This window comes from Actinoplanes aureus, assembly GCF_015704865.1.
Lineage (GTDB): Bacteria > Actinomycetota > Actinomycetes > Mycobacteriales > Micromonosporaceae > Actinoplanes > Actinoplanes aureus.
Genome location: NZ_JADQTO010000013.1, coordinates 67,121 through 85,457 on the forward strand (window position 1 = coordinate 67,121; position 18,337 = coordinate 85,457).

General features: G+C 69.6%; 17 protein-coding genes. 12 read left to right on the plus strand and 5 right to left on the minus strand.

Annotation, left to right across the window (positions count from 1 at the left end):
* Positions 1–4: 4 nt before the first annotated feature.
* The gene (locus tag I4J89_RS26135) at positions 5–784 is read left to right on the plus strand and encodes an SAM-dependent methyltransferase (RefSeq protein ID WP_196416724.1); all 780 of its coding nucleotides are present in this window, start codon (positions 5–7) and stop codon (positions 782–784) included.
* Here the strand turns inward: I4J89_RS26135 and I4J89_RS26140 are convergent.
* From I4J89_RS26140 to I4J89_RS26155, 4 genes are read right to left on the minus strand one after another with little or no spacing between them, the layout of a single operon-like run.
* Positions 781–1,086, minus strand: coding sequence for a hypothetical protein (locus tag I4J89_RS26140; RefSeq protein WP_196416725.1), 306 nt, complete (start codon positions 1,084–1,086; stop codon positions 781–783). The two genes, I4J89_RS26135 and I4J89_RS26140, sit on opposite strands and share 4 nt — an antisense overlap.
* A 1-nt stretch (position 1,087) precedes the next feature.
* Positions 1,088–1,807, minus strand: a complete 720-nt coding sequence (locus tag I4J89_RS26145) for a hypothetical protein (RefSeq protein ID WP_196416726.1) — start codon at positions 1,805–1,807, stop codon at positions 1,088–1,090.
* A gap of 13 nt (positions 1,808–1,820) precedes the next feature.
* Positions 1,821–2,153, minus strand: a complete 333-nt coding sequence (locus tag I4J89_RS26150; protein WP_196416727.1) for a type VII secretion target — start codon at positions 2,151–2,153, stop codon at positions 1,821–1,823.
* A gap of 6 nt (positions 2,154–2,159) precedes the next feature.
* A complete protein-coding gene (locus tag I4J89_RS26155) occupies positions 2,160–2,474 on the minus strand; it encodes a hypothetical protein (RefSeq protein WP_196416728.1) in 315 nt (104 codons plus the stop codon).
* 77 nt (positions 2,475–2,551) lie between these two features.
* On the opposite strand from I4J89_RS26155, the gene I4J89_RS26160 reads away from it, so the two are divergent.
* The 4 genes from I4J89_RS26160 (at position 2,552) to I4J89_RS26175 (ending at position 11,623) form a co-directional block, all read left to right on the plus strand.
* Positions 2,552–2,797: a hypothetical protein gene (locus I4J89_RS26160; RefSeq protein WP_196416729.1), complete on the plus strand. Its 246-nt coding sequence runs from the start codon at positions 2,552–2,554 to the stop codon at positions 2,795–2,797.
* Positions 2,798–2,806: 9 nt separating this feature from the next.
* Positions 2,807–4,600 (plus strand): thiamine pyrophosphate-requiring protein, encoded by a 1,794-nt coding sequence (locus tag I4J89_RS26165; protein WP_196416730.1) that lies wholly within the window; start codon positions 2,807–2,809, stop codon positions 4,598–4,600.
* Between the two features lie 118 nt (positions 4,601–4,718).
* Positions 4,719–7,760 (plus strand): DISARM system SNF2-like helicase DrmD, encoded by a 3,042-nt coding sequence (gene drmD, locus I4J89_RS26170; RefSeq protein WP_196416731.1) that lies wholly within the window; start codon positions 4,719–4,721, stop codon positions 7,758–7,760.
* Positions 7,757–11,623, plus strand: coding sequence for an Eco57I restriction-modification methylase domain-containing protein (locus I4J89_RS26175; protein ID WP_196416732.1), 3,867 nt, complete (start codon positions 7,757–7,759; stop codon positions 11,621–11,623). Before drmD ends, I4J89_RS26175 begins: the two co-directional genes overlap by 4 nt.
* Here the strand turns inward: I4J89_RS26175 and I4J89_RS26180 are convergent.
* Complete coding sequence (locus I4J89_RS26180; RefSeq protein ID WP_196416733.1) at positions 11,604–12,092, minus strand: nucleoside deaminase; 489 nt, start codon at positions 12,090–12,092, stop codon at positions 11,604–11,606. The genes I4J89_RS26175 and I4J89_RS26180 overlap by 20 nt on opposite strands.
* A 154-nt stretch (positions 12,093–12,246) precedes the next feature.
* On the opposite strand from I4J89_RS26180, the gene I4J89_RS26185 reads away from it, so the two are divergent.
* The 7 genes from I4J89_RS26185 (at position 12,247) to I4J89_RS26215 (ending at position 18,284) form a co-directional block, all read left to right on the plus strand.
* Positions 12,247–13,356 (plus strand): glycoside hydrolase family 12 protein, encoded by a 1,110-nt coding sequence (locus I4J89_RS26185; RefSeq protein ID WP_196416734.1) that lies wholly within the window; start codon positions 12,247–12,249, stop codon positions 13,354–13,356.
* A 58-nt stretch (positions 13,357–13,414) separates the two neighbouring features.
* Positions 13,415–14,977: a Ycf46 family AAA ATPase gene (locus tag I4J89_RS26190; protein ID WP_196416735.1), complete on the plus strand. Its 1,563-nt coding sequence runs from the start codon at positions 13,415–13,417 to the stop codon at positions 14,975–14,977.
* Positions 14,978–15,033: 56 nt separating this feature from the next.
* Positions 15,034–15,483 (plus strand): hypothetical protein, encoded by a 450-nt coding sequence (locus I4J89_RS26195; RefSeq protein ID WP_196416736.1) that lies wholly within the window; start codon positions 15,034–15,036, stop codon positions 15,481–15,483.
* On the plus strand, positions 15,480–15,698 hold the full coding sequence (locus tag I4J89_RS26200) for a DUF2997 domain-containing protein (protein WP_196416737.1): 219 nt from the start codon (positions 15,480–15,482) through the stop codon (positions 15,696–15,698). Before I4J89_RS26195 ends, I4J89_RS26200 begins: the two co-directional genes overlap by 4 nt.
* Entirely contained in the window at positions 15,679–16,752 is a 1,074-nt protein-coding gene (locus tag I4J89_RS51605) for a ComEA family DNA-binding protein (RefSeq protein WP_196416738.1), read from the plus strand. Before I4J89_RS26200 ends, I4J89_RS51605 begins: the two co-directional genes overlap by 20 nt.
* Positions 16,745–17,380 carry a 4Fe-4S single cluster domain-containing protein gene (locus tag I4J89_RS26210; protein ID WP_196416739.1) on the plus strand — a complete coding sequence of 212 codons (636 nt, stop codon included), beginning with the start codon at positions 16,745–16,747 and terminating at the stop codon, positions 17,378–17,380. Before I4J89_RS51605 ends, I4J89_RS26210 begins: the two co-directional genes overlap by 8 nt.
* Positions 17,381–17,495: 115 nt before the next feature.
* A complete protein-coding gene (locus I4J89_RS26215) occupies positions 17,496–18,284 on the plus strand; it encodes an SAM-dependent methyltransferase (protein ID WP_196416740.1) in 789 nt (262 codons plus the stop codon).
* The last annotated feature ends 53 nt before the right edge of the window (positions 18,285–18,337 follow it).

Below are 18,337 nucleotides of genomic sequence, written 5' to 3' on the forward strand. Positions count from 1 at the left end.
GCTCATGGAGATCGACACCTCGGTGCCGCAGTCGGCCCGCATCTGGAACTACTGGCTCGGCGGCACCGACAACTTCCCCGTCGACCGCGCCGCCGGCGACGAGTACCGCGCTGTGTTCCCCGGCATCGACGAGATCGCCCGGGAATCCCGCAGATATCTGTCGCGTGCCGTCCGCTACCTGGCCACCGAAGCCGGGATACGCCAGTTCCTGGACGCCGGCGCCGGCCTGCCCGCGGCCGACAACACCCATCAGATCGCCCAGCGCGCCGCACCCGAGGCCCGCGTCGTCTACATCGACAAGGACCCGTACGTGGTGGAGCACGGACGCCGGATGCTCGCCGGCTCGTCCGGCATCTACCTCCAAGGCGATCTGCAGAAACCGGCGGAGATCGTCTCCCTCGCCGCCCGCGAGTTCGAAATGGACCGCCCTGTGGCGCTGATCCTGAACGGCGTGCTCGGCCACATCCCGACCACCGCGGAAGCCCGCGACATCGTCGCGCAACTGATGGCAGGGCTGCCGCCCGGCAGCTACCTGTCCATCAACGACGGCGTCCGGACAGCCGAAGAGGAAGCACTGAACCAGGCCCAGGACGCCTACAACGAATCGGGGGCGGTGCCCTATCTGATGCGTACGCCCGAGGAGATCGCTAGCTTCTTCGAAGGCCTGGACCTGGTGCCGCCGGGGGTCGTTCCGAGCTGGCAGTGGCATCCCGGCCCGGGCGACGAGCGGGCCGGCGTCAACCAGTACAGCGGGGTAGGCCGCAAACCCGGCCCGGCCCGCTAAACCGGATCGTCTTCGAGCGTCGCCCTGGTCCGTTCGACCATGCGCCCGAACTCTTCGGGGTCTTGGCCGGCCTCCCATTGCTCGAAGCGGTGGAAGGCCTGCCGGAACTGCGGGCCGTACGCCTCCGTGCGTCCGAGGTCGCGAAGCATCACACGGCCCTCCAATACGTCGCGGGCCAGCTCGGCGAAATCGGACCCGGAAACGCCGGTGCGCAGTTGGCGAAGCCCGTCCAGAATGGCCCGCGCGACCCGCGGGTGGCTTGTCATCTGCTCCAGCTGCTCACTTACCGAAACCTCGTTCACGCTAGCTCCTCGGGAGATCGAAGCTGGTTTCCGGAAGCTGGACGGCTGACAGGTCGCCGCCTTGGCCGGTCAAAGCGACCGCTCCGCCGAACAGCGACAAAATCACGATCAACGCGGTGTTTATGATTTTGGACGCGCGAGCGGCAAGCTTCAGTATCTGGATCGCGTGGTAGGCGGCCATCGAATAGCCGACCACCGCTCCGGCGCCCGTCGCCATCGTGACGGTGCCCGCCACCGCGGTCAGCCCGGCGAGGATCGCCTCGTCGGCCATCGCTTGGAGTATGTTCCCCAGTTGCTTGGATAGCTGCCAGACACCACGAGCCGCCTCGTGGTAACCGTGCGCCGCCTCATTCAGGGCGAACTGCTGGCTGCTGACCGCGGCAGCAAGGCTCGTGAAATAGGCGAAGGCGGAGTCCGCGGCGTTGCCGGACCAGGAGCGGTCGGCCTCGAGGAAATTCGCCTGGATGCCGGCGCCGATCTCCTGCATGAAATCCGCAAGGTTCGCCAGAGTAGTTCCGAACTTGTGGAACTCGCCCCACTCGCCGGTGAAGTACTCGCTTGCCCAGTCGAACGGATTCCAGCCGGAGATGCGCTCGACGATGTCAGCGATCCAGGCCGACGGGCTGACGTAGTTGAAGAATTCACCCGGATTCGCGAAACCATTCGCCATGCTGTCCTCCGGTTCGGCCGGAGGCAGCAGGAAATCGCGTGCGTCAGCCATCTGGTACCCGCCGTCAGCCTTCGAAGATGATCGGCCGTGGTGAGGATGGCAGGGTCGCGTCGAACGAGGCGGCGTTCTTTCGATCAGTGTCCTCGTACATCTGCGCGATCCGGCGCAGATTGTCCTCGGATTCGACCGACAGGCGGGACAACCGCGCGATCATCTCCCGCAGCGCATCCATGATTTTCGCGTGTTCGTTGAGCACGAACCCCATCAATCCGCCTTGATGAAGACTGAATGTGCCATGTGCCTCGACGTAGATCTTCGCGTGCCCGGCGTCGTCGTACGTGTCTTGTAGCCGCGAGGCGAACTGTCGGAGGGCGTGCGGTTCAACTTCGAACGTCATAGCTCATCAACCCAGTCCGCTCAGCGTGTAACCGGCGCCGATCAGCAACGCCAGCCCCACCGCCGCTGACACGAGTACCCGCCGCATGGCGCGGTCGAAGTCTGCCTGGTTCGTTGCGCGGTGTAACCGGATCACGAAATAGGTGGCCGGCACGAAGGCGAGGCCTGGAATGGCGAAGATCGCCAGGTTGAGAAGCGGTGCGGATGCGCCCCTGAACGCTGCGCCCAGCAGTACCACCACGACAACAGCCCAGCCGACGGCCGGCATGAGTGCCGCTCTCGCCAGCGCGCGCCGAAAATGAGTGCCAGTCTCCGTGGACATGTGTCCTCCGCATTGATCAAGAAAGCCTCGTCGGTTGTCAGCTCCTGTGCGGCGTCGGTGTGTACTGTCCGGCTGAAGTGGATGATGAAAATGTCGATCTACGAGAAGATCGTTTTTCTTCCATCGAGGGAAACGTCAATCAATCACACCGGACATGGATTTGCTACGCCACCGCGCGCCTGGCGGTTCAGTCGGATCTTGGATATCGGCGGCGGTTGTCGGGAAACCAAATCTTTATCCGCACGAGGGCCGCACCCGGAGATGCCGCCCCGGGCGGCGAATACGGCCTGGCTCAGCGGGTAGCCCTCCATGGCGACGGCTGAGGAGGCGACGTGACTGAGCGGACCGTGTCGGACGTGGTGGTGGAGCGTCTAACCGCGTGGGACGTAGACCGGGTCTTCGGATACTCCGGGGACGGCATCGACGGGGTGATCGGTGCGCTGCGCCGGGCCGGGAAACCGGCATTCGTGCAGGCCCGGCATGAGGAGGCGGCGGCGTTCATGGCGGTCGGGCACGCCAAGTACACCGGCGGGGTCGGTGTCTGCCTGGCCACCCAGGGGCCGGGTGCGGTGCACCTGCTCAACGGGCTCTACGACGCGAAACTCGACTCCAAGCCGGTCGTGGCGATCGTCGGGCAGCAGGTGTCGAGCGTGCTGGGTAGCGCGTACCAGCAGGAGATCGACCTGGTGCGGCTCTTCGGGGACGTGTGCGCCCAGTTCGTGCAGGCGGCGCACACGCCCGAGCAGGTGCCCATGCTGCTCGACCGCGCGTTCCGCACAGCGCTGGCTACGCGCAGCCCGACCTGCGTGGTCCTGCCGCACGACGTGCAGACCGCTCCGGCGAGCGATCCGCAAGCGCATGAGCACGGTGTGCTGGCGACGAGCGCGGGGCTGCGCCCCGCCCGGGTGGTGCCCCGCCCGGAAGATCTCCGGGAGGCGGCCGAACTGCTTGGTTCCGGTGAGCGCGTGGCGATCATGGTGGGCCAGGGAGCGTACGGCGCGGAGCGCGAGATCGTCGAGCTGGTGCACCGGCTCGGGGCGGGCGTGACCGCGTCGCTGCTCGGCAAGCCGGTACTCGACGAGAACCTGCCGTTCCACACCGGCGTCATGGGTCATCTGGGCACCACGGCCAGCGCCGAGCTGATGCGGCACTGCGACACCCTGCTGCTGGTCGGCACGAACGACCCGTGGACCGAGTTCTATCCGAAGCCGGGTCAGGCGCGGGCGGTGCAGATCGACATCGATGGGCGCCGTCTGGGCGTACGGTATCCGGTTGAAGTCCCTCTGCTGGGTGACGCCGTGGAGACCTTGCGCGAACTGCTTCCGCTGGTGCCTGCCCGGCAGGGTGGCGCCTGGGGCGCCCGCGTCGAGGAATGGGTGCAGCGCTGGCGCCTGATCGGCGCGGCCCGGGCTGCGGCGCAGGCCGAACCACTGAATCCGCAGCGGGTGATCCGCTCACTCACCGGCCACCTGCCGGCGGACGCGCAGGTCGCGGTCGATGTCGGCTCGGTCGTCTACTGGTACGCCCGGCACCTGCGACTGCCGCACGGCGTCCCGGCGCACCTGTCGAGCACGCTGGCGTCGATGGGGTGCGGAATTCCCTACGGTCTCGCCGCCAAGCTCGCGGCGCCGCACCGCCCCGTCGTGGTGCTGGCCGGCGACGGTGCGATGCAGATGGCCGGCATGGCGGAGCTGGTCACGGTGGCCGCGCGGTGGCGGGATTGGGCGGATCCGCGGTTCGTGGTGTGCGTGCTGAACAACCGGGATCTCGCGGAGGTGAGCTGGGAGCAGCGGGAGACGGAGGGCGAGCCGCGGTTCGTCACGTCGCAGGAGCTGCCTGATGTGCCGTATGCGCGCTATGCCGAGCTGCTCGGGCTGCGCGGGATGCGGATCACGGATCCCGATGAGGTGGAAGGTGCGTGGGAGATGGCGCTCGCGGCTGATCGTCCGATGGTGATCGAAGCCGTAGTGGATCCCGGGATTCCGTTGCTGCCGCCGGGGCAGCCGTACGAGAAGGTGCAGCCGATGTATGCGGGGCTGGCGGCGGAGAAGGGCGAGCCGGCCCGGCGTGCCGAGGCGCACCTGCGGCGGGAGAGGGCGGACGAGGGCTTCGACGATCCGGCCTGAGCCGTCGACTTCCGGCATCCGTTCTGTCGTGCGGCCGCGTGGAGTGGCAGGTCAGCCGGTCCACGCGGCGTAAGGTGCTGGCACGGCATCGGAGAGCGAGAAGTGACGAGGGGGCGCGATGCCCGCGACGACGGCGCCGCCGGCGGACGGTCAGCTTGTCTCGGTACGCGGCCGGCGGTGGGTGGTCAACAACGTCGAGCCGGGCGCGAAGAGCACGCTGGTGAGCCTGCAGAGCGTCGAGGACGGCCGGTACGCCGACACGCTCGACGTGATCTGGGAGGTCGAGGCAGGCGCTCAGGTGCTGCCCACCGGGGCCCTGCCTCCGGTCGAGGCCGGCCGGTTCGACCCGCCGCACCGGCTGGCCGCCTTCCTCGACGCGGTCCGGTGGTCGGCCGTCACCTCGGCGGACGTTCGGACCCTGCAAGCGCCGTTCCGTTCCGGCGTGGCCATTGAGGACTACCAGCTCGAACCGGTCGCCCGGGCCGTCGACGCACCCCGTGTCAACCTGCTGCTGGCCGACGACGTCGGTCTCGGCAAGACAATCGAAGCCGGCCTGGTGGCCCAGGAACTCCTGCTGCGCCACCGCGCTCGCCGCATCATGATCGTCTGCCCGGCCGGTCTGACCATCAAGTGGCGCGACGAGATGCTGGAGAAGTTCGGCCTCGACTTCACCGTCGTCGACTCGGAGCGGGCCGCTGCGGTCCGCCGTACGCACGGCTCCTCGGCCAACCCTTTTCACGTCTACCCGTTGACCATCGTCAGCCTTCCGTGGCTGCGGGGCCCGAAGGCTCAGCGGCTCCTCGACGAGGTTCTTCCGGCGGACGGGCCGGCGGTTCCCCGTACCTTCGATCTCTTGATCCTGGATGAGGCGCACCATGTCGCGCCGGCCGCGCCCAGGCAGGTCTATGCGGTCGATTCGCAGCAGACCAAGCTGATTCGCAAGATCGCTCCGCACTTCACCCACCGGCTGTTCCTGTCGGCGACGCCGCACAACGGCTATCCGGAGTCGTTCCGGGCGCTGCTTGAGCTGATCGATGACCAGCGGTTTCTGCGAAGCGTCGAGCCGGACCCCGCCGCGGTCCGGGAAACCGTGGTCCGCCGCCTCAAACGGCACATCGAGAACGCCGACGGCACGCCCCGTTTCGTCGAGCGGGTGGCGTCGGCCATCCCCGTCGAATATCCGCCGGAGGAGCGCGAGATCCACGCGCTGCTCACCCGCTTCGCCGAGCTGCGCCGCGAACGGCTCGAAACCGAGCGCGGCCGCAAGGCCACCGACCTGATCACGTTGCTGCTGAAGAAGCGGCTCTTCTCCAGCCCGGCGGCCTTCGCGCACACCGTCGGCGTCTACCTGCGGACGCTGCGGGGCCGTGCCGGCGCCGGCCCGTTGACCGGCGTCGACGACGACATCCCGGAGTGGATGGAGGACTTCGTCGACGACCTGGCGACGTACGACGACGAGCAACTCGCCGAGGCCGAGGACGACGCCCTCGAACGGATGGTCGCCGCCGACGACGAGGAGTCGCTGCTCGAACGCATGCTGACCTGGGCACAGGCACAGCAGGCGCGACCGGACGCCAAGGCCGCCAAGCTCATCGACTACCTGAAGAGCGTCTGCAAGCCGGACGGTAGGCACTGGACCAATGAGCGGGTCTTGGTCTTCACCGAGTACCGCGACACCCAATCCTGGCTCGCCGACCTGCTGCGCCGGGACGGCCTGGCCGGTCCGGCGGTCGCCACGCTGCACGGCGGCACGCCCACCGGCGAGCGGGAACAACTGCGGCTCGCCTTCCAGGCCGACCCGGCCGAGCATCCGGTGCGGATCCTGCTCGCCACCGACGCCGCCAGCGAAGGTGTCGACCTGCAGAACCACTGCCACCGGCTGGTCAACTACGACATCCCGTTCAATCCGAACAAGCTCGAGCAGCGAATCGGCCGGGTGGACCGCTACGGCCAGACGACGGCGCCGGACATCCGGCACTTCGTCGGCACCGGCTTCGCGGGCGACCTCGAGTTCCTCTCCCGGATCGCCACCAAGATCGCGGCGATGGAGGCCGACCTGGGCGCGGTGAACGCCGTCATCTCCGAGGCCGTACGGCGTCGGATGGCCGGCGAGCGCGTCAGCCTCGACCTCGACGAGGTCGGCCGGAAGGTGCGGGCGGAGGAACTGCCCACCGAGCCGGACACGCGGGAACAGGTCCGCCGGCTCCGCGCCGACCTCGACCGGACCGTCGAGGAACTGGGCATCTCCCCGCCGCGGGTGAAGCGGGTCGTCGACACCGCCCTGGAACTGGCCCGCCAGCGGAAACTGCGCCCGCACACCGACGACAAGCATCTGGTCGAGGGTCTCTACACGGTGCCGCCGCTGACCGGATCCCGGCCGATCACCTTCGACGCCGAGGTGATCAAAGGCCGCGACGGGATCGTCCTCGCCCACCTCAACCACCCGCTGGTAGCCATGTCCACCCGGCTGCTGCGGGCATCGGTGTCCAATCCGGACCTCGGTCTCCACCGGGTCACCGCAGTGGTCAGCGACGACCCCGACGTGGAGGACGTGCTGGTCGGCGCCTACTCCCGATTCGTGCTCGTCGGAGCCGGCGGGGTGCGGCTGCACGAGGAGATCCTCTGCTCCGGCGGCTGGGTCCCCGACCGGGGCCGCTTTCGCCGCGTGGAGAACCCCTCCACGCTCGGCGGCATCCTGGATCACGCCCTGACCAGGGGAGTGCCCGCCACCGATGTCGTCCGGAGCCGGGTCGCCGGACGCTGGGAGCGCATCGCCGGCGACCTCGGCGCGGCCGTGAAGTGGGCAGCCGGCATCCGCGAGGAGGTGCTGCACCGCAGGCTCGAACAGCGCCGGCAGGCCGAACGTGACCGCGTCAACCACGACTTCGACCAGTTCGAAGCCGGCCTGCGCCGCGCCATCGACGCCGACGGCCCGCAGGCCGAGGCGACGCTGTTCCGCCGCGCCGAAGCCAGCAGGCGCACGGACGAGCTGGCCCAGTACCGCCGAGACCGCACCCGCCGGACGGAGCGTCTTTCCGGCCTCGCCGGGGACCGCGAGCGCGAGCTCGACGCCGTGGGCGCCCGCTATCGCAAGCCGGTAGCGCACACCGTCCCCGTCGCGGTCGTCTTCGTGGTGCCCCAGCGCGAGGCCAGCCGATGAGCCCTGCCCACCGCACCCGGCGCGCCGCGGACTACGACCACAAGAAGTGGCTCAGCCTCATCGAGGTCAGCGGCCCGTTCCTCAGCGTGCCCGTGCTCCGGCAGACCTGGCCCGCCCTCGACGCCCTGGACAAGACCTCGCGGGAACGGCTGCGGGCCCGGCACGCCGACTGGCGGACCGATCCGGCCGCCGGCCGCGACACCTGGCTGGCCTACGTCCTCGGCGACCTGCTCGAATGGGGCGACGCGCTGCACGGCGAAGGCCTTGACGGCCTCGCGGTGCCGGTGGCCGAGCACGACACCATGCTCACCGCCGGCTTCGCACTGGTCCAGCCAGGCAAAGAGATCAAATCCGATACGGTACGGGTGATCGGCGTCATCGTTCCCACCGGAACCCGCCCGGCGTCCCGGATTCCCGGCAGCACCTGGGCAGCGACCCCGGTCGACCGGCTCGCCCAGATGTGCCGGCATCACGGGATCGAACTGGGCCTGGCCACCGACGGCCGCTTCTTCACCCTGGTCTGGGCTCCGCGCAGCGGTGCCACCACCACGGCGACGTTCGACGCGGTGGCCTGGCCGGAGGCGGCCGAGCGTGACGTGGTCCGGGCCTTCGTCTCGTTACTGCGCCGTAGCCGTTTCTTCGCCGTCCCCGACGAGCAGAGACTCGTCCCGCTGCTGCGCGAAAGCCTGGACAACCAGGAAGAGATCACCGAAGCCCTCGGCGTCCAGGTCCGCCAGGCGGTCGAGTTGCTGGTCGCCGCCTTCGGCCGGATCGACGTGAACGACCGGCGGCTGGGTGGTCGCGGTCTGCGGGACGTGGACGCGCACGAGGTCTACCGCGGTGCCGTCTCGGTGATGATGCGCATCGTCTTCCTGCTCTTCGCCGAGGAGCGCAAACTCCTGCCCGCCGACAACGAGTTGTACGCGACCGCCTACTCAGCGGGCCGGCTCTGCTCCGAATTGGAGGCGCGGGTCACCGAGGGCAGCGAGGAGGACCTGGAACACAGCACCGCGGCATGGCAGCGGCTCATCGCCCTCGGCAACGCCGTGTACGCGGGTGTCGACCACCCTCGGCTGACGATGCACGGCCACGACGGGTCGCTGTTCGACCCGGACGGCATGCCGTGGCTTCCGCTCAATGTGGACGACCGCACCGTGCTGCACATGTTGCGCTCGGTCCGGTACGTCCAGATCGGCCGTGGCGCGAAGACGTCGGAGCGCCGCACGGTCAGCTTCCGCACACTGGATGTCGAGCAGATCGGATACGTCTACGAAGGCCTGCTGGCCATCGAGGGTTTCCGCGCCGGGGACGTCGTGGTCGGTCTGATCGGCGGCGGAGAGGTACGCCTCAGCGAGCTCGAGGATCGCGCCGAACGGCACCGCGACACCGGTGCCGGCGCAGCGCTGGCCAGACGGCTCACCCCGCTCGACGGCGCCGAGGTCGAGGAGGCCCGCACGAAGCTGCTGGCCGTGACCGGCGGGGACGACCTGCTGTCCGAGCGCCTGCTGCCGTTTCACGGCCTCATCCGTACCGATCTGCGCGATCTTCCGGTGGTCATCCTTCCGGGTGCGCTCTTCGTCACCGAGTCCGCGCTGCGCCGCAACACCGGCACCCACTACACGCCCCGCTTCCTCGCCGAAGAGGTCGTGGAGAACGCGCTGGAGCCGCTGGTCTACCAGCCGGGACCGTTGCAGACGGCGGACCGATCGCGGTGGCGGCGCAGGTCGGCGGCCGGGATCCTGTCGCTGAAGGTCGCCGACATCGCGATGGGTTCGGCGGCGTTCCTGGTAGCCGCGGCCCGCTACCTCGCCGGTCACCTGATCGAGGCGTGGATCGCCGAGGGCCGCCCGGACGACGAACTACTCGTGTCCGAGGCGCGGCGGCAGATCATCGAGCACTGCCTCTACGGCGTGGACATCAACCCGATGGCCGTGGAGATGGCGAAGCTGTCCCTCTGGCTGGTCTCGATGGACGCGGTACGCCCGTTCACCTTCCTCGACGATCGCCTGGTCGCGGGCGATTCGCTGCTGGGTATCACCTCCCTCGACCAGCTGGAGGCGATGCACCTCAAGGCCGACCGTGGCCGCGTGCGGCTGCGCGGCGTCGGCGACCTCATCGCGCGGGCCGCCGAGGAGCGGCGCGAGATCGCCGAGATGACTTCCGGGATCGCGGAGAAGCACAGCCGGCTCGACGCTGTCGAATCCAGAACCGATCGGCTTCACCTGCCGGCCGATCTCATCGTGGGCGCAGCCCTGGCCAACGCCCGCAGGGGCGACCGGGCGCTCGACGCCGCGGCGGCGGAAGCCGCCCGGCTCGCCTCCGGTGACGACGAGGCGGCGCGGAGCCGGCTCAAACGATGGCTGGCCACCGGCGCGGTGGAGGGCGGCTTCGCCCGCAAACCGCTGCACTGGCCGCTGACCTTCCCCGAGGTCTTCGAGAACGGCGGCTTCGACGCGATCGTGGGGAACCCGCCGTTCCTGGGCGGGCTGAAGCTCAAGTCCGCACTGGGTGAGAGCTACCGGGACTACCTGGTCGAGCTGCTCGGCAACGGAGTCCGTGGCGTGCGTGGTACCGGAGACCTGGCCGCCTACTTCGTGCTCCGCGCGCACCAGCTGCTCAACGGCACCGGGCAGACGGGACTGCTGGCCACCAACACGCTGGCGCAGGGCGACAGCCGCAAGGTGGGACTGGATCAACTCCTCGCGGACGGCGTGACCATCCGGCGGTCGGTCAAGAGCGCGCCGTGGCCGTCCCGGTCGGCCACCCTCGAATACTGCGCGCTGTGGACCAGCCGGTCCGCTCTGGGACCCGATGCGCAGCGCGTTGCTGACGGCCGCGTCGTCGCGGACATCGGTTCCTCCCTGGATCCGGGGTCGCGGGCGGCCGGCAGACCGGAGCGACTGGCCGCGAACGCCGGCCGGGCGTTCGTCGGTGTGTACGTCCTCGGGCTCGGGTTCACCGTCGAGCGGTCACGGGCCCGGGAACTGATCGCTGCCGACCCGCGCAACCGGGACGTGCTCTTCCCATACCTCATCGGCGAGGACGTCAACTCGCATCCGCAGTGCCTCGCAGGCCGCTGGATCATCAATTTCCGGGATTGGCCCGAGCCGCGTGCCCGCAGCTATCCCGAGCTGTTCTCCCAGGTCGAGCGGCTGGTGAAGCCGGAGCGCCTGGCCAACACGTACAGCAAGGCGGCCCGCGAGCGGTGGTGGCAGTTCATGGCGCTGCGGCCCAACCTGATCCGGGCGATCGCCGGGTCGGAGCAGGTGATCGTCATCGCTCTGGTGAGCCGGACGGTGATGCCGGTGCTGGTCCGGACCGATCAGGTCCTCTCCAACATGCTGGGGGTGTTCACCACCGACGACACCGCCATGCTCGCCCTGCTGAGCAGCGCACCGCACTACTGGTGGGCGGTGAGCAGAGCGTCCTCGATGAAGGCCGATCTGCGATACACCCTGGCCGATGTCTTCGAGACGCTGCCGCTGCCGGAGCTGACCGAGGAGCTGCGGGGCCTGGGCAAGGAACTCGACGCCTTCCGGGCCGAGGTGATGCTGAGGCGGCGGGCCGGCCTGACCGCCACCTACAACCTGGTCTTCGATCCGGCCTGCCGTGACGACGACATCCTGGAGCTGCGGCGACTGCACCGGGCGATCGACGTGGCCACGTGCCGGGCCTATGGGTGGGACGACCTGCTGGAGCAGGGACTCGACCACGGATTCCACAGGTCCGGAACGTACGTCCGCTACACCGTCGGGCCGGACGCGCAGCGGGAGATCGTCGACCGGCTGCTGGAGCTGAATCACCGCCGCCACGCGGCCGAAGGCGCGGCAGGTCTGAACGACCTCAGGGGCCGGCCGGAGTGAACCGGGCGCGGTGCAGGGCGCGCATCTCCGCCTCGAACTCCGCGACCGGCCCGTCGGTGACCGCACCGGGCACGACAACGCCGATCGGCAGGGCCGCCACCGGCCCCGGGGCGACACCCCAGTCGGTCAGCCAGCTGGTCAGCTGAGCGCTGGACACCGCGTACACGATGCGGCCCAGCCCCACCCAGCCGTGGCTCGCCGAGCACATCGGACAGTGCTCGCCGGAGGTGTAGACGGTCGCCGCCGCACGCTCCCGCGGGCTCAGGTGTGCCGCCGCCCAGCGCGAGATCGCGAACTCCGGGTGCTGCGTGTCGTCGCCGTCCTTGACCCGGTTGCGGTCCTCGAACAGCACGTCGCCGCCGGCCGATACCAGGACGGAGCCGAACGGCTCGTCGCCGTCCTCGAGGGCTTCGCGAGCCAGGTCGACGCACCGGCGCAGATGGGCGAGATCGGTCTCGGTGATGGCCATGCGGACAACGTACGCGTGCTGCGATGGTTGCCGTGCCGGAGTGCCGGGTCGTAACATCGGCCCAATCTCGCATCGATGTTCGTGAAATCCCCAGCCTTCGGTGTCGAAGCGCTTCGACGAGCGTCGTGTGATCCCCCTCCGAGATTGGATTGGTATGCGCAGACGTACTCTCGCGCTCTCCGTGGCCGCCGCGGCGGCCCTCACCGCCAGCGCCGGTGTCATCACCGCGCTCCCGGCGTCCGCGGCCGCGGGCTGCCGTGTCGCCTACACGGTGAGCAGCCAGTGGCCGGGCGGATTCGGCGCCAACGTGACCATCACCAACCTGGGTGACGCGCTCAGCTCCTGGACCCTGGCCTGGTCGTATTCCGCCGGGCAGACCGTGACCCAGGCCTGGAACACGAACCTGACCCAGAGCGGATCCCAGGTCACCGCCCGCAACGCCGGCTACAACGGCTCGGTGGCCACCAACGGGACCGTGTCGTTCGGCTTCAACGGGTCCGGCAACAGCACGCCGGTGCCGACCGCCTTCACCCTGAACGGGACGGCCTGCACCGGATCGGTGGGCCCGACCACGCCGACGTCCAACCCGCCGAGCTCGCAGCCGCCCACCAACGGTGTGCCCAGCGACGCCGTCTGGGTCGACTCGGGGCAGTGGGCGAACTGGACCAACAACGGCTACATCCTCTACAACAACATCTGGGGCTCGGGCGCCGGCACGCAGACGATCTGGGCGCGCAGCGGCACCAACTGGGGTGTGGTCGCGAACCACCCGCGGACCAGCGGCGTCAAGTCGTACCCCAACACCGGCAAGACCCTGAACCGTACGTTGAGCTCGCTCAACTCACTGACCAGCTCGTTCAACGTGTCGGTGCCGGCGGACGGCGACTACTCGACGACGTACGACATCTGGGCGAACAACCACGCCTACGAAGTCATGATCTGGACGAACCAGCGCGGCGCGGTCGGGCCGATCGCGGAACAGTACGACGCCAACGGCGCGGTGCCGAACGTGCGCAACCTGTCGGTCGGCGGGCACACCTGGAACGTCTACCGCGGGTCGAACGGCGCGAACGCGGTCTTCTCGTTCATCCGTACCAACACCAACTCCGGCAACATCGACATCCTGTCGATGCTGAACTGGCTGCGCACCAACGGCTGGTGGGGTGACGTGACGGTCGGCGAGGCACAGTTCGGCTTCGAGATCAGCGGCACCGCGGGACAGTCCAACTTCACGGTCAACAACTTCTCGCTCAACTACAGCTGATCGGCGGACCCGGTCCCGGTCCGGACTCCCGGCCGGGACCGGGCCGTAGGATGCGTCGGTGGAGAGGTCGTTCGCGGAGACGTTCGCGCAGTTGCTGAAGGCCCGGTTCCCGGTGCTCTACCTCGAGACCTACGAGGAACAGCGGGCGCTGCATCACCTTGCCGGCATCGCCGGAAACGCCGATCTGGTACGGGTACCGCGCGCCGTCTGGACGTGGTCGCTGACCGGGGGACTGATCCAGCCGAACGGTGAGGCCCGGTCCGGCGGCCAGCGGGCCACCGACGCGCTGAAGTCGGTGCAGCGGATCGACGAGCCGGCCGTCTTCGTCTTCCGCGACCTGCATCCGCTCTTCGCGCAGAGCGCCGAGGTCGTCCGGCTGGTGCGCGACATCGCCCAGGCGTTCCGGGCCGGGCGCAGCCCGCGGACGCTGGTGCTGCTCTCGCCGGTGCTGGAGCTGCCGGTCGAGCTCAGCAAGGACGTCACGATCGTGGACTTCCCGTTGCCGCGCGCGGAGGAGATGCGCGGCCTGCTCGACGCCATGGTCCGCGGCAACACGGCGTCCGGGCGGCTGCGGGTGGAGCTCGACGAGCCGGGGCGGGAGCGGTTCGTCACGGCGGCGGCCGGGCTGACCATGCAAGAAGCGGAGAACGCGTACGCCCGGGCCATGGTCAACGACACCGTGCTGGATCTGGACGACCTGGAGATCGTGCACGACGAGAAGCGCCAGACCGTACGCAAATCGGGTGTTCTTGAATTCATGGCCGACGAGACCGTGCTCGACGACGTCGGTGGGCTGGAGAATCTGAAGGCCTGGCTGGTCAAACGCAACGGGTCCTGGCTGGACGAGGCCGCCGAGTACGGTCTTCCCGCGCCGCGCGGCGTACTGATCACGGGTGTTCCCGGTTGTGGGAAGTCGCTGACCGCGAAGGCCGTCGCGACCGCCTGGAGCCTGCCGCTGCTGCGCTTCGACATCGGGCGGGTCTTCTCCGGGCTGGTCGGGTCCAGCGAGCACAACATGCGGACCGCGTTGCGTACGGCCGAGGCGGTCGCGCCGTGCGTGCTGTGGGTCGACGAGATCGAGAAGGGCTTCGCCGGTGGTGCGGCGGGCGACTCCGGGACCGGGGCGCGGGTCTTCGGCACCTTCCTCACCTGGATGCAGGAGAAACGGCGTCCGGTGTTCGTGATCGCCACCGCCAACGACTTCGACGGGCTGCCGCCTGAGCTGCTGCGTAAGGGGCGCTTCGACGAGACGTTCTTCGTCGATCTGCCGAGCCGGTCCGAGCGGATCGCGGTGTGGCGGGTGCACCTGGCGCGGGCGTTGCGGCATCGCCGGGCGGCGGGTGAGCTGCCGGTCGACACCGATCTGCTCGCCGAGCTGGCCGGCCTGACCGAGGGGTACTCCGGCGCGGAGATCGAGCAGGCGGTGGTCGCGGGGCTGTTCGACGCGTTCTCGGAACGGCGCCCGCTGCGCCGGGACGATCTCGTACGCGCGGTGATGAGCATCGTGCCGCTCAGCGTGACCCAGGCCGAGCGCATCGACGCGCTGCGCGGATGGGCCCGGAATCGGGCGGTATCGGCGACCGGCACCGACGACTGGGACTTCAGCAACCGGCCGGGGTGAAGTGTCGCACCCTGCCGATAAGGTGAGCGCACTCGAGCGAACCGGGGGTGCGAAGGATGAGCGTTTCTCTGCTGTTGGTGCCGCTGGCGATGGCCGGGGCCGCCGCCGTCCAGGCCGCCGCGGGCCGCAAGGCCGACGGCCGGCTGGTCTGCCAGGTGCAGACCCGCATGCGTGACGTGACCCTGCTCGAGTCGGCGCTGCGTGACACCGGGGCGACCGTGACCACCAGCGGCGACACGCTGTCCGCGACCTGGGCGCAGAGCGCCGCCACGTTCACCCGTGGAGCTGACGGCATCTGGGCCGCGCATGTCACCGGGGTGGACCAGGCCGGGGCCGTGGAGCTGATGACGACGGTCGACGGGGCTTATGGGCGACGCGTCCAGCAAGCCGTCCTGGAGCGGTTGCGCGATCAGGCGCCGGCGGCCGGGCTGCGGCTGGAGTCGGAGTCGGTGGAGCAGGACGCCAGTGTGCGCCTGGTCTTCGAGGTGGAGAGCGAGCGGGCATGACGGACAAGCCCCGCATCGTCGTGACCGTCGGCGCCGACGGCCAGGTGCGTGCCGAGACCGTCGACATCGTCGGTGAGCGCTGCCTGGACTACATCGCTGTGCTGGAGGACCTGATCGGTGGGCAGGTCCGGCAGAGTGCCTTCACCGACGACTACCACCGCCAGACCCAGGCCACGCAGGAACGGAACGTGAATCGTGACGTGGACCCCGCCTGATCCAGGTCAGGACCCGTATTCCGGATCCCCGCCGCACCCGCCCGGCTCGCAGCCCTACCCGCCGGGCGCCGGATACAAGGCGCCCTTCCCGCCGGCCGCCGGCTATCAGCAGCCGCCGCCCTTCCCACCTGCTTCCGGCTACCAGCAGCCGCCGCCCTTCCCGCCTGCGGATGGCCAGCAGCATCCGGCCCAGCCGGGTTATTCGCCGTCGCCGTCGCAGGGCAAGCGGACCGGCCCGGCGCGGCTGTCCTGGCGTCTGGCGCACAGCGCCTGGCTGGTGACCGTGCTGCTGCCGTTCAGCTGCTTCTCGGCGGTCGGCTTCATCTACGTCGGCGTCCGCGCGCGGCGGACGGCGTGGTGGATCGCCGGCATCTTCTACAGCGTCGTCGCCAACGTCTGCTTCTTCGTCGGCGGCGAGGGCGCGGACGACTCGACCCAGCAGAACGTCGCCTTCACGATCATGTTCCTGCTCTGGCCGATCAGCATCGGTCACGCGTTCGTCGTCAACGGGGCCTGGCTGCGCTGGCGTGCCGGGCACGTGCCGTGGTATTCGCGGCCACAGCCGGTCGCCTGGACCGGCGCACCCACACCGGCCGCGACTCCGCTGCCGCCGCAGCTGCAGGACGTCGTCCCACCGCCGCAGCAGTTCTACGGCGCGGTATCGGAACCGACGCCCGATCCGGTCTCGCCACCTGCGCCGGCGTCGGGCTCGGTGCTGCCGCCCGCCCCGGCGTCGGGCTCGGTGCCGCCGTCCACCCCGGCCTTCAACTCCAGCCCGCTGCCGGCCTTCGTGCCCGAGCCCGACCGGCTCGACGTCAACACCGCCGATGAGCGGCAGTTCGCGGCGCTGCCCGGCTGGAACGCCGAACGGGCCGCGCGGATCGTCGCGGCGCGGCAGGCGCGGGGCGGTTTCAGCAGCTTGACCGAGTTCGCCGCGGTGGCCGGGTTCGCACCGCACGAGTTCGTCGCGGTCCGGGATCGGCTGTCCTGCGATCCGCCACCACCACGGAACCCGACCGATCCGCCGCCCTACGGCCGGATCGTCGATGTCTGAGCCGCCCCTCGTGCGGGTGGCCCGCTTCCTGGACCGGACGACGGCCGAAGGCCCGGGGGAGCGGACCGCCATCTGGGTGCAGGGCTGCACCATCCGGTGTGCGGGCTGCTTCAACCCACACCTGTTCGGCGTGCGCGGCGGCGTCCCGACTCCGCCCGCGGATCTGGTGGCCCGGGTGCTCGCCACCGGCACGCCGGGGCTCACCCTGCTCGGCGGTGAGCCGTTCGAGCAGGCCGCCGGGCTCGCGGCGGTCGCCACCGGCGTGCGGCGGGCCGGCCGCTCGGTCATGACGTTCACCGGTTACGAGTACGACCAGCTGCGGGAGCAGGCCGCGAGCGGCCGCGACGACGTCGCCGCCCTGCTGGATGCCACCGACCTGCTGGTCGCCGGCCTGTTCCGGCAGGATCTGCTGGACCACGACCGGCCCTGGGTCGGGTCGACGAATCAGCGGTTCATCCGGTTGAGCGATCGCATCGAGGACGTTCCGATCGATGTGGCCGTCACCCCCGATCGGCTCGAGGTCACGGTCACCGCCTCCGGCGCCGTGTCGGTCAACGGCTGGGCCGACATCGAAACGCTCGACGCGCTCCTTTCGGGCCTGCCCGCCCGGCGCGGCAAACCAGCCTGAGCATGCCGCTGCACGGCGGGTCTAAGATCCACTGTGGACGGGGGCGGCCGGGATGCCGGATCGAGACTAAGCTGCCCTTTACTTCCCTGCACCGGCGTGACCGAGGGGTACCTTGATGAGCGGCGACCACGGCCTCAAACTCGACGCCAGCACACCGCACAGCGCGCGGGTGTGGAATTACTGGCTGGGCGGTAAGGACAACTTCGAGATCGACCGGGTCGTGGGCGAGCAGGTCAGGTCCGTCTACCCGGAGATCGCGCTGATCGCGCGGGAGTCCCGTGCGTTCCTGGGCCGTGCGGTGCGGTTCCTCGCCGGCGAGGCCGGTGTCCGCCAGTTCCTGGATCTCGGCACCGGATTGCCCACCGCCGACAACACCCACGAGGTGGCGCAGAAGGTCGCAGCCGATTCCCGGGTCGTCTATGTCGACAACGATCCGCTGGTCCTGACCCATGCACGGGCCTTGCTCACCAGCAGCCCGGAGGGAGCCACCGACTTCATCAACGCCGACGTGCGCGACCCGGAGAAGATCCTCGCCGAGGCGGCTCGGACGCTGGACTTCAGCCAGCCGGTGGCGGTCATGATGCTGGGCATCCTCGGCAACGTGATGGACGATGGCGAGGCCCGATCGATCGTGGATCGGCTGATATCAGCGGTGCCGTCCGGAAGCTACCTGGTGATCAATGACGGCACGGACGGCAACGATCGGGGAGTCGAGGGCGCCCGCATCCGTGGGGACGCCGGCGATCCGTACTGTCTGCGCAGCCCGGCCCTGCTCGCCCGCTTCTTCGACGGCCTGGAGCTACTGGATCCGGGGGTCGTGACCACGTCCCGGTGGCGGCACGACCCCGAGTCCGCCGAGCTCGGCGCTCTCGCTGTGGCGTGCGGAGTGGCCCGGAAGCCGTAGCGCGGCCAACACCACCTGCCTGCGGCTGACGGCGGCCACGGTGCGCGGCTGGG

Coding starts and splice junctions, on each gene's coding strand:
- I4J89_RS26150 (WP_196416727.1), bottom strand. CDS start 2,153: ATGACGTTCGAAGTTGAACCGCACGCCCTCCGACAGTTCGCCTCGCGG.
- I4J89_RS26145 (WP_196416726.1), bottom strand. CDS start 1,807: ATGGCTGACGCACGCGATTTCCTGCTGCCTCCGGCCGAACCGGAGGAC.
- I4J89_RS26195 (WP_196416736.1), top strand. CDS start 15,034: ATGAGCGTTTCTCTGCTGTTGGTGCCGCTGGCGATGGCCGGGGCCGCC.
- I4J89_RS26185 (WP_196416734.1), top strand. CDS start 12,247: ATGCGCAGACGTACTCTCGCGCTCTCCGTGGCCGCCGCGGCGGCCCTC.
- I4J89_RS26135 (WP_196416724.1), top strand. CDS start 5: ATGGAGATCGACACCTCGGTGCCGCAGTCGGCCCGCATCTGGAACTAC.
- I4J89_RS26175 (WP_196416732.1), top strand. CDS start 7,757: ATGAGCCCTGCCCACCGCACCCGGCGCGCCGCGGACTACGACCACAAG.
- drmD (WP_196416731.1), top strand. CDS start 4,719: ATGCCCGCGACGACGGCGCCGCCGGCGGACGGTCAGCTTGTCTCGGTA.
- I4J89_RS26155 (WP_196416728.1), bottom strand. CDS start 2,474: ATGTCCACGGAGACTGGCACTCATTTTCGGCGCGCGCTGGCGAGAGCG.
- I4J89_RS26200 (WP_196416737.1), top strand. CDS start 15,480: ATGACGGACAAGCCCCGCATCGTCGTGACCGTCGGCGCCGACGGCCAG.
- I4J89_RS26180 (WP_196416733.1), bottom strand. CDS start 12,092: ATGGCCATCACCGAGACCGATCTCGCCCATCTGCGCCGGTGCGTCGAC.
- I4J89_RS26215 (WP_196416740.1), top strand. CDS start 17,496: ATGAGCGGCGACCACGGCCTCAAACTCGACGCCAGCACACCGCACAGC.
- I4J89_RS26210 (WP_196416739.1), top strand. CDS start 16,745: ATGTCTGAGCCGCCCCTCGTGCGGGTGGCCCGCTTCCTGGACCGGACG.